Source organism: bacterium (assembly GCA_023145965.1).
GTDB lineage: Bacteria > UBP14 > UBA6098 > UBA6098 > UBA6098 > UBA6098.
In genome coordinates, this window is the sequence record JAGLDC010000012.1 from 20424 (window position 1) to 31302 (window position 10879).

General features: G+C 42.2%; 12 protein-coding genes and 2 tRNA genes. 9 read left to right on the top strand and 5 right to left on the bottom strand.

The genetic code is table 11. The features are described from left to right. Nucleotides 1-19 precede the first annotated feature (19 nt). The 6 genes from KAH81_01645 (at nt 20) to truA (ending at nt 3540) form a co-directional block, all read left to right on the top strand. Complete coding sequence (locus KAH81_01645; GenBank protein ID MCK5832352.1) at nt 20-649, top strand: protein-L-isoaspartate(D-aspartate) O-methyltransferase; 630 nt, start codon at nt 20-22, stop codon at nt 647-649. Then, on the top strand, nt 646-912 hold the full coding sequence (locus tag KAH81_01650) for a hypothetical protein (protein ID MCK5832353.1): 267 nt from the start codon (nt 646-648) through the stop codon (nt 910-912). The genes KAH81_01645 and KAH81_01650 overlap by 4 nt, the downstream gene beginning before the upstream one ends. Continuing rightward, the gene (locus tag KAH81_01655; GenBank protein MCK5832354.1) at nt 909-2198 is read left to right on the top strand and encodes a hypothetical protein; all 1290 of its coding nucleotides are present in this window, start codon (nt 909-911) and stop codon (nt 2196-2198) included. Before KAH81_01650 ends, KAH81_01655 begins: the two co-directional genes overlap by 4 nt. 236 nt (nt 2199-2434) lie before the next feature. Beyond that, a tRNA-His gene (locus KAH81_01660) sits at nt 2435-2508 on the top strand. Between the two features lie 21 nt (nt 2509-2529). Next, nucleotides 2530-2604: transfer RNA gene (locus KAH81_01665), tRNA-Glu, on the top strand. Nucleotides 2605-2811: 207 nt separating this feature from the next. Next, a complete protein-coding gene (gene truA / locus KAH81_01670; GenBank protein MCK5832355.1) occupies nt 2812-3540 on the top strand; it encodes a tRNA pseudouridine(38-40) synthase TruA in 729 nt (242 codons plus the stop codon). A 333-nt stretch (nt 3541-3873) separates the two neighbouring features. Here truA and KAH81_01675 read toward each other — a convergent pair whose 3' ends face one another. From KAH81_01675 to KAH81_01695, 5 genes are all read right to left on the bottom strand, one after another. Continuing rightward, entirely contained in the window at nt 3874-5328 is a 1455-nt protein-coding gene (locus KAH81_01675) for an MATE family efflux transporter (protein ID MCK5832356.1), read from the bottom strand. 87 nt (nt 5329-5415) lie between these two features. After that, a complete protein-coding gene (locus tag KAH81_01680) occupies nt 5416-5823 on the bottom strand; it encodes a hypothetical protein (GenBank protein MCK5832357.1) in 408 nt (135 codons plus the stop codon). Nucleotides 5824-6055: 232 nt separating this feature from the next. Beyond that, complete coding sequence (gene ndk, locus KAH81_01685) at nt 6056-6511, bottom strand: nucleoside-diphosphate kinase (protein MCK5832358.1); 456 nt, start codon at nt 6509-6511, stop codon at nt 6056-6058. Nucleotides 6512-6652: 141 nt separating this feature from the next. Further along, on the bottom strand, nt 6653-7474 hold the full coding sequence (locus KAH81_01690; protein ID MCK5832359.1) for a PTS sugar transporter subunit IIA: 822 nt from the start codon (nt 7472-7474) through the stop codon (nt 6653-6655). Nucleotides 7475-7488: 14 nt separating this feature from the next. Then, nucleotides 7489-8736, bottom strand: coding sequence for a cation:proton antiporter (locus tag KAH81_01695; GenBank protein MCK5832360.1), 1248 nt, complete (start codon nt 8734-8736; stop codon nt 7489-7491). 548 nt (nt 8737-9284) lie between these two features. Here KAH81_01695 and KAH81_01700 point away from each other — a divergent pair. From KAH81_01700 to KAH81_01710, 3 genes are all read left to right on the top strand, one after another. Continuing rightward, nucleotides 9285-9467: a hypothetical protein gene (locus KAH81_01700; GenBank protein ID MCK5832361.1), complete on the top strand. Its 183-nt coding sequence runs from the start codon at nt 9285-9287 to the stop codon at nt 9465-9467. A gap of 107 nt (nt 9468-9574) precedes the next feature. Continuing rightward, nucleotides 9575-9922, top strand: coding sequence for a hypothetical protein (locus KAH81_01705; protein ID MCK5832362.1), 348 nt, complete (start codon nt 9575-9577; stop codon nt 9920-9922). Next, nucleotides 9922-10839, top strand: coding sequence for a hypothetical protein (locus KAH81_01710; GenBank protein MCK5832363.1), 918 nt, complete (start codon nt 9922-9924; stop codon nt 10837-10839). The genes KAH81_01705 and KAH81_01710 overlap by 1 nt, the downstream gene beginning before the upstream one ends. Nucleotides 10840-10879: the final 40 nt, after the last annotated feature.

Sequence of the window (10879 nt, forward strand, 5' to 3'; positions counted from 1 at the left end):
GATCCATTTTGATGGCAATATGACACGCGAACGTAAATCGATGGTAGAACGAACTATCGTGGCAAGAGGGATAAGCGATAGAGCGGTCATCTCGGCAATGTTAAAAGTTCCGAGGCATAAGTTTGTGCCTAAGGCCTTGCGAAAAGAGGCCTACGAGGATTGTCCCTTGCCAATCGGTTATAATCAAACGATAAGTCAACCTTATATCGTAGCCTTGATGGTAGAGTTAGCCCATATAGATCGAAACAGCAAGGTTCTCGAGATAGGAACTGGAAGTGCATATCAGGCGGCGGTTTTAGCCGAGATAGCAGATCAGGTTTACACTATTGAAATAGTTAAAGAGCTTATGCTGTTATCTGTCGAGAAAATAAGCGCTTTAGATTATGAGAATGTTCATTTGCGTCTTGGTGATGGCGCCAGCGGATGGCTGGAAGAAGCGCCATTCTCTGCGATTATCGTTTCTGCGGCACCGAAGAAGATACCTGAGGCCATGATCGAACAACTAGCTGTTTATGGGAAACTGGTCGTTCCAGTCGGTAAACATGACCAGATTCTGAAAGTCATTACTCGAACAGAGCACGGTATTGAGGTCGATGATAGTATTCCTGTGCGTTTTGTCCCTATGACCGGGGAGATTTTCGACGAATGATAAAGATCAATTTTAAGCGACTAGCATTATTCGGGATTATATCCTCGCTAGTTTTAGCTGCTTTCCTCTTAATGCTTGTGGCCTTTAGGATAGCCTCGCTGAATGGTGAAGGATTTACTTTTGTTAGTGTAATCAAAAGCTTCGATCTGCTTTATGAGATTATATTTTTGCCCTATTCAAACGCGATACACTCAATATTAGCTTTGTTACTTGGAATAGCTGTATTTTCATTTTATAAAACTGGAAAAGAGAATCAAAAATGAGGAAAACAATATTGATTTTGCTAATTATTGGCTTTGCACTTTATGCAGCTGATAGTCTCGATGTTAGCCTTCTCGGACGCTTTACTGCAACATCACCGGAGGATATAGTTGTTTCAGAAAATAGAGCATACATAGCGAATTCCTCTGGCGGATTGCAAATACTAGATATTTCAGATCCGGGACACATATACGAATTGGGTTACCTTTTTCTCCCCGGTAACGCCACAGGTGTATGTCTATTAAACGATTATATTGGTGTTGCATGTTCGGATAGCGCATTCAGAATTTTATCCGTAGAAGATCCCTCGGCGATTTCGGTTGTTGGAATCTATGAAAGTGAATCGGGGGTTTATAGATGTGAGGCGAGAGGTGATACAATATTCCTTAATGGAGAAAGTTTCACTATCCTAGACGCCTCGAACCCGACCTTGCCTTCCTTAACAGGCGAATTCACTACGGTTTTCGATTATTCCGGTTTCGATATTTCTGGCAATCTGGCATATCTTGCAGAGAAAAATTATGGCCTTTCGGTTGTCGATCTCTCTGATCCTACCGCTCCATTGAGTATCGGCCATTACTACGCTTTGGAAGAGTTTTTTCGTGGGGTTTGCACCGACAGGTGGGGGAGAGTCTATCTAGCGGCTAATTCAGGTGTTTTTGCGATGGAATGGATCGATGATTCTTTGAGGGAAATAGGTTATTGGGAATCGCCCGATCCGGTGCACGATATAACTATAGATGGTATATTTGCATTTATTGCTTGTGGACACTCTGGAATGAGGGTGCTGGATATTTCCAATCCCTCTGATATTTCGGAAGTTGGATACTATTCGCTAGGTTCCGAATGCACAGATATTTTTTTGAATTATCCTACAATCTGGGTGACCGGACTTTGGGCGCGTATCAATGCGATGGATATTACTTCGTTTGCCGATATCGAGGATCAAACAAGTCTTCCCGACGCGAATTATATTTACACATATCCAAACCCATTTAATTCGGCGGTTACAATCTCCTTCGACGGCGTAAAGGTGCCTCTACGGGTAGAGATATTCGACCTCGCTGGGCGGCGCGTGGCGCGTTTGCCCGACGACGGAACCGTAGGGGACGGGTCTCCCGTCCCGACGGCGAACGGGCGAGGAGACCTCGCCCCTAAGAATCGCGAATTCACATGGCAACCCGACGCCGCAATCGGCTCCGGCGTTTATCTCGTTCGCGCGAAATACGACGCCGCTCAGCGACCGGATGGAAAGACAGCGACGGAACGAGTAGTGTATTTAAAGTAATTTCGAAAGATTTATAAATAATTTTCTTCGATAAAAAAACGCGTCTGCTTAGGATTTCAGGATAAATTTTGCAAAACGTAGGAATTATGTTGACTTCGAGGGAGAAGAATTATATTCTATTGCCCATGTTGCTTATGAAAGACGCGTGATTTTTGTTCTTTTTATATATGGGAGGGTTTTCGCAGGTTGTTTTGCGCAATCCCACAGTATTAGTAGCGAAACTCCTCCCTAATATGGTGGGTGTGGCTCAGTTGGTTAGAGCACTGGATTGTGGTTCCAGATGTCGGGGGTTCGAATCCCCTCACCCACCCATTGAAATGTTTTTTAGTGTGGCCCCATCGTCTAGGGGTTAGGACACAGGCTTTTCAAGCCTGCGACACGGGTTCGATTCCCGTTGGGGCTACCATTTAATATAAGGCGCGGTTGTCCGCGCCTTATATTATTAATAATTCTACATTATTATTCCTCCTAAGACCTACTTCATTCTCGATCAGTTCGGAAATGACGCTTAAATGCAGGAGATTTCTCTCTTATATCGAAGCGAAAGAGACATGTAAGCATCGGCTTTCCACCAATACTTGACAAGAATAGCTTTATCATTAATTTGAACTCCATGTTGAATTATAGCTTTACTATTTCATATGATGGCTCTTGTTTTAGTGGCTGGCAAATACAACCCGATAGGCGCACTGTTCAAGGCGAGATAGAAAAATGTCTCACACAACTTTTTGATATACCCGTTACGATTACAGGAGCAGGCAGAACAGACGCTGGTGTTCATGCTATGGCACAAGTGGCGAATACAAAACTGCCCGACAGGTTTGAATGTGAAGACCTTCGTTATCGAATGAACCGAATGCTCGCAGCTGATATTGCGATAAAGGGCATAAGTGTAGTGGCCGATGGTTTCTCTGCAAGATTTTCGGCGAAGAGCAAGGTTTATGAGTATCGAATTATCTTCAGTAAAGAACCTATTGCACGCAACTTCACTCTACAACTCGATTACAAGCCGGATATCGTTAAATTGAACGAACTTGCTGGGTGTATTTTAGGCATACACGATTTTTCGCCTTTCGCAGTTAAGAAATCTATTCCCGATAATCCTAAATGTGAGATATTTGGTGCGGTGTGGAGCGAAAGAGAGGGCCTGTTTCAGTTTTCTATTGAGGGCAACCGCTTTTTACATCAGATGGTTCGCGCGCTCGTTGGTGCGATGATAGACTGTGAACGCGGACGCTTTCCAGATAAGATTTTCGCGGAAATGATCGATATAGGGGAAAAGTTAGCTGCATTCAAAGTAGCGCCACCGCACGCGCTTTTCATGCATGAAGTTAAATATTAAATCATTAGAGTTAAATCATTATAATATAACCTATAAGGGCTATTGTCTATATTCTTTTGCGCGCTGTGTTAAAATGATACAGAGCGTCGGTATAGGAACCCCATTCACCCTATCATTTCGAATCTTAGCATATCCCGACAAAGTTGGGTGGTAATCTCGCTCAAATTTGAGATCGCTTCGAAGGATATTTGTCCTCCTCACAATAATAAATTAGCGAAAGAGATCAACGCGTCGGGCTACAATGACAATGTGGGGAGCGTCTCCGCGCTTTCCAAGAATTGGATTCCCCGATCAAGATATAAATGATAAATTGATAATTTAAACTGAAGATGCCTATTCAAACTTGAGGTTTTTCCACTTACCTTTTTTATAAATTATGTAACACCAAACTGTCGCGAGAAGGTTGCTGGCAACCATCGACCACCATAAAGCATCGTATGGATAGGCCGCGAGAGGCTTTGCCATGAGTTTTAAGAGCGGTGCCAGGAAAGATTCCTTTAAAAAAAGAATATCGAGCGCTTTGCCAGAAAGAATATAAACAAAAGGTATCCTAAAAAGCCACAACCGACCAATATTAACTCTAAGCGCCGCACTCGATAAGCCCGAACCATTGAAAACACCCATGAAAACGAACATAGACCCAAAGATAAACGAAGCTATGGATGTGACTTTAAACATTCGAATGCCCACCTCGATAACATCTGGAGAGTCGATGAAAAATTTGGTTAGTTCTGCACCAAAAAGGAAAACCAGCGTGCTTCCAACGCCCATAATTGACATAATCAAAATAAAGGCTTTTTTTAAGCTTTCCTCTGCGCGCTTTATATTCCCTGCGCCAAGGTTCTGGCCGACAACTGTTGCGAGAGCATTGCTGATACCCATTGCCGGCATCATGAATATGTTTGTCATGCGGTTACCGATAGAGAAAGTGCTTATAACCGTTATTCCAAAGGTATTGACAAAGCCTTGGAGGATAAGGAATCCGAAGCTAGTTACAGATTGTCCTATTGAGGCAGGAATGGCGATTTTCAGGATATTCTTAAGCATACCCCAATCAGGAATAATATCTTTAAATGATGGAAGACGCGCAGCATCGCGTTTTAGAAAAACCACTATTGATATGACTGCCCCGATAGCCTGGGCAATAAGCGTAGCTAGTGCCGCGCCGTGAACCTCCATGCGTGGGAAGAAAGCGATACCAAAGATCATAAGTGGATCGAGAGCAATATTGATAAGAACGGAAATAGCTGATATTACCATCGGTGTGACGGTGTCTCCTTCGCCGTGAGCGACGGATTGGTAGAACATATAGAAAAACGAAGCAGCCATTCCTATGAGTATTATTCTGATATACTCAAGAGCAAGCTCGAATATCTCTATTGGAACTTTGAGAAGTGTTAGAATATCTCTCGAAAAGAAAAGCCCAAAGAAAAGGAAAATTCCAGTGAACGATACCATAACGAGGAATAATTGCCCTATAGTTCTTTTTACACGCTCTGGTTTGCCAGCACCCTCAAAACGGGCAACAAGGGCTGTTCCAGCAATAACGAAACCAGCCCCAAAGGATATCAGGGTAAAAACAACAGGAAAGGCTATTCCAGTTGCGGAAACTGCTCCTGTAGCTTTTTCGCCGAGTTTCCCAAGCCAAAAAGTATCCACGAGATTATGCACAGTGTGCAAAAAATTCGCGATCATGATGGGGACAGACAGTCTTAGGAGGTTCCCGACAATGTTGCCCTGAGTCAAATCACGGGCATAAGGGTTAGTATTTTTTTTCGCTTCCGACATAGCGAGATATTATAAGACAGTCTTGGGTAAATGCCATAAAAAAGGCGAGGTAACTAAACCTCGCCTTTAGAAAAGTTGCAGCTTATCTTATGCTTCTGTGCTTTCCCACCAGTTTTTAAATTCTTCGCTGAAAAAATTAACTAAAAGGATAATTCCGAGCACCGTTCCAATCGGAAAACTGAACAGCAAGAGGATTGAGAAAATTATTCCAAGGGTTTTCGCCCAATTCTTTTTAAGAGGTAGATTTTTGGCTATCAGAAAAAAGAATATCCCAAACACAATAGCTAGGATTATTCCAATAACCCCCAGTACAATGCTAAGACCGGTTGCGAATGCCGCCCCCTCGACATCATTGAATTCGCCCAAGGCGGTTGACGTGCCGAATCCAACCACGAATACTATAATCCCAATCCCTAGAAGAACGCCTAGGACAATGTATATCCAGCCTAAAACCTTGAAAATAACGGCGTTTGTTTTGACTTTTTGTGGTAACATCTCTAACTCCTTTGCAAGGGTTATACTTTTATTCAAGATAAGAAGAAAAATGATATAGTGAAAGGGGAATTTTTACTTTTATCCTGATAAATTATCATATCTAAATCTAAAGGCGCCTCGACAGAATACAAAAGGAGAGAATCCTCGTGATTCTCTAAATTATGTATTGAGTTATAGCTATATTTATTTTTGCTTTTCGAGATAATAACGAAAAGATAATTATAATATTCCCCTAAATGTCCTCTTCCAGATTCAAGTGATAGTTAATTATCTCATCGGGTGTGAAAAAGCGCTCGATCTCGCAATTGGCTGCTTGAATTGAATCAGATGCATGAACGATATTACGAGAGATCGTAATTGCATACTCTCCGCGTATCGTTCCCGGTTGCGCTTTTAGGGGATTTGTATCTCCGACGACATATCGGACGGCCTCTATGGCGTTTGGTCCCGAAAGAACCATGGCGATAACCGGTCCACTTGTGATAAAATCGATAAGCCCACCATAAAAGGGCTTTCCCTTATGCTCGTTATAGTGTTTTTCGGCAAGTTCTCTTTTCATATGAAGCATCTTTATTGCGTCGATACGTAAGCCTTTGCTCTCGAATCTGCTGATAATGTCGCCCACAAGTTCGCGCTGTATGGCGTTGGGTTTGATTAAAACGAATGTGCTTCTATAAACCGGAAACATAAATCTCTCCTTGAATTTCTGTTTTATGCAATATAAATTATTTTTTCTGTGAAACAAGGGGGTTTAGATCTTTAATGAAAGCCTAAGCAAAAACTGTTTTTCACAGCCAAACTCCCGAAACGAAGTAAGTTCTCATGTCGGTTATACTGTTTCCATTGTCCCTTTGAAAAATGATATATCGAGGGCGAGAAGTATTGTTCCGATATGTTTATTCATATCCCCCGTAATCTCTTCGACTCTCTGGACAAGTATCTCGAGTTCATCGGTGGGAATTACCGCCCATATAGTACGATGGTATTTAGCATGTTGCCCCAAGAAATTAATAAAATCCGCAAAGAGTGGCACTTTAGTGAGAACTCCAGCCATTCCTTCAGAGGATGTAATCGATGCACCATCGATGCCAATTTCGACGAAAAGCTCCATAATCTCTATAAAATGTTGCTCGTTTTGGATAATGATCATTACGAGCTTTTGCTGTTTAGTTTCAGATTGGATTTCTTCCGGCGCAGCGTGCCTAAGGAATTTTTCGTAAAGCGCGATTTCCGATTTTGAAGCAATCAACTCTCGTATGACACGTTCCTCACGCAGAATATGAGAGACCTCAGCAAGAATTTTGACATGTGTTTCTGGATCGCCTTCTGGCCCGATAATGAAACAGAATAGGTGAACTTTTCTGCCATCCATAGCATCGAAATTGACCCCCCTTTTAGAGATGGCCAATCCGACTATGAATTCCGAGATATTCTTATGCTTACAATGTGGTATAGCTAATCCTCCACCAAAGCCTGTAGAACCGAGTTCTTCGCGTTGTATAAGTGCATCTACAATCTCTTTTTCAGAAATATCTTCAAGGGCGGGATGCCGTTTTATTATTCCCGCAAGTTCACATATAGCGGACTTCTTTTTCCTCGATTTTAAATTAACTTCGCATAAATTTTTTCTTAAGTATTTATATATATTCATAGCAACACATCCTTTTAGAGGTCTGCTCCTCTGATGATAGCGAACTTTGAGAGCGGAGGCCCTATAAGTTCGTTGATAAGCACTGAGAATAAAACGATATTTACAATGCCGTCGAGCGCGAGTTTTATATTTTCGGGTGCTGAATGTGCAATTGGCGAGGCCTGAATAAATAGAACTAATCCGATTGCGACACCCGCTTGCGGAATCATAGATAGACCGAGATATTTTTTAACCTTACTGTTGCATCCAGAAACCAATGCTCCAATCCAAACACCCGAATATTTGCCAATCATCCGAGATATAACATAAATCGAGCCGATAAATAAAATCGAGCCACTAAGCAAGATGTCAATTTTCAACTCTGTTCCGGCGATTGCGAAGAAAACGGCATATAGGGGAGGAGTTAGAGGGGCTATGACATGGAATACTCTAATATTTTTCCGAGACATATTAATTAAGACCGCACCTGCAGCCATGTTGGATAGAAGCGAGGATAGGTTAAGAGATATACTGATGGCTGTAATTAGGAAAATGGTGCCAAGAGAGAGTATCAGAATTTCTTTCGGATTGTTATTGTGAGCGATGACAAGATGTAGCAGTGCTCCGCCAATAGCTCCGATAAGTATGGAAAACCCTATTTCACTGAGTGCATGGAAAAGCACCGTCGTGAAGCTCTCGGTCTCGACGCTTAACCCGAGCATTCCACCGATGAATGAAAAAACAGATGCAAAAAGAATAATACAGCCAGCATCATCGAGTGCGACAATGCCATAAAGCGTGTCAACAAAGTCTCCACGCGCGCGAAGGCTTTGAATAATGACCACAGTAGCAGCTGGCGCTGTAGCGCTTGCAATCGCGCCTAAAAGAAGAGCATAAAAAAGAGGATATTTGAAAATACTAAGCGCTAAAACAACGATACCGAAAGTAACAAATAGCTGAATAACAGTGATTATTAATATGCTTTTACCAAGGCGCTTTAACTTGCTTTTGCAGAATTCTCCACCGATTGTAATAGCAATTATCCCTAAAGCTATATCGGTTATTGTTCGTAATGTAATCGACATCTCGTGGTGAATGACGCCGGTAACCGAATCCCCTAGAATGAGGCCGGCGAGAATATATCCCGTAATTGCAGGAAGACGAAGTTTCTCTGACAGCTTGCCGAAAAGATAACCGAAAAGGAGGAGTATCCCTACACCGAAGATGATGTGGTTATTGAATGTATCTCGAATCGAGATGAATATCTCTAATAAAATTCCCATTTAATTAATCTATATATTACAAAAATAAATATGAAAAATCTTATGGAATAAAAAAAAATAGTCAAGCCCTAAATCTTATGTATTCAGGCAGCCTTCACCCCGGCAGTTGGCTTTTTCTAGCGGTCTCCGTTTGGACTCTACCCTTATGCTTTATATCATCCCAGTTTGGAAAAAAAGGAAATGAAAAATTCCATTCATGAATGAAGGGCGAGCTGAGCAAAGCTTCTGTGCCTGGATTTGCCAAACGGCGAATATGACGTCAAACTCGGCCACAAAGCGATTACGTTCTACGCCGGGAAAATCACGATACCGTGCGGTGCGCATGCGGAATTTCGCTTGCGAAAACGGGTTCGACGCTGATCCTTCGCGACCCGCCTTCGACAGGATCGGGGAACGGCGCTCGCAGGGTAAATCTAACGCCGGAGGCGATAATTCGCGGCGCGGAGGTTCCGCGAGGGGCTATTCGGAGACATAGCCGCAATGTTCCGATGCGATAATAAATCCCTCGAACTAGTGCGCACGCCGTTCGTGCCGGACAAAAGACATGGGTGGCTAGACATAGCGTGATTTATAGAGCGAATCGTGCCGAAGGCGCGTTGAGCACGACATCTGTCGGCATTGCCGACCGAATCGACGAATCCGTTGAGCAAGAACGCCCGTCGCCGCTGCCGACCACGGCTGGCTTAATATCGGCTAAGATAATCATTGCATTAACGGAATTGCGGCATTAAATTGGTATTGAGTTTTTGAAAGCTGGAGCAAATATACCGGACACCAGCGGAATATTAAAGAAAGCTGAACGCAATAAAAAACGCAAACAAAAGAGGAACTTAGCCCGATGTCAAACGAAGACCTGATAAAAGCAAAGAACGCGAAAAAGGACGAGTTCTACACGCAACTCCCCGATATTGAAAACGAACTCAAGCACTACTCGGAACATTTCAAAGGCAAAACGGTCCTCTGCAACTGCGACGACCCGCGCATAAGCAACTTCTTCTTTTACTATTTTGCCTATAACTTCGAGCACCTCGGCCTGAAAAAGCTCATAACCACCTGCTACAAGAACGACACGCCCGACCTCTTCAGCAAGCACGACAAGGAAAAAGCGATATATCTCGAATACGAGGGCGACAAAGACGGCGATAGAACCCAAGCAATAATTACCGAAAGAACATTAGGAGAATAATGGCGCTATTCAAAGTTAGAGACAACAATAAGCTTGAAGTAATTAAAGAGAAACCATTCAAGTTAGAAAGCGAATTACAGAATCTGACTGAACGCAATTTACAATCGGTATTCGGTTTAGAATTTGTCAAGCATGAGTTCAGTCTCAACAATTTCCGAATGGACACCCTTGCATTTGATAAGGGATCGAAGGCTTTTGTTATTATCGAATACAAAAGAGACAAGAACTTTAGCGTAATAGACCAGGGGTATGCTTATTTAGCCTTGATGCTCAATAACAAAGCTGACTTCATTCTTGAATACAACGAAAGCAAAAAAGACACCCTGAGAAAAGCTGATATTGATTGGTCTCAGTCAAGAGTTCTTTTCATCTCACAGTCTTATACAGCATATCAAAAAGAGGCCATTAATTTTAAAGACCTTCCTATAGAACTTTGGGAAATTAAAAGATACGACAACGAAACAGTAAATTACACCCAAATAAAAACGTCAGGTTCAAAAGAGAGCATAAAGACTGTTAGTAAAGAAGATCAAGCAATTGAAAATGTCACAAGAGAAATTAAAGTTTATACTGAAGACGAACACATATCAAATGCAAATGAGCAAACAAGAGAGTTATATGAGATATTTCGGAGTGCTATTTTAAATCTTGGGGAGATCGAAATCCAACCGAAGAAATACTACATAGCATTCAAATCTGGTTCTAATGTAGTGGATATACATATTTTTAAAAAATCCCTTAAACTGTGGATCAACCTACAGAAAGGGATACTTGACGACCCTAAAACTATATCAAGAGACGTATCATCAGTAGGTCACTGGGGAAATGGAGATTACGAATTATCTATAAGCGATGACGAAAACTTAGAATACATATTGAGCTTAATTAAACAATCTTTAAGAGTAAATGGAAAATAAAGGTCTATGAAAAACGGGGCGGCGTCTGCCCGATTTGCGA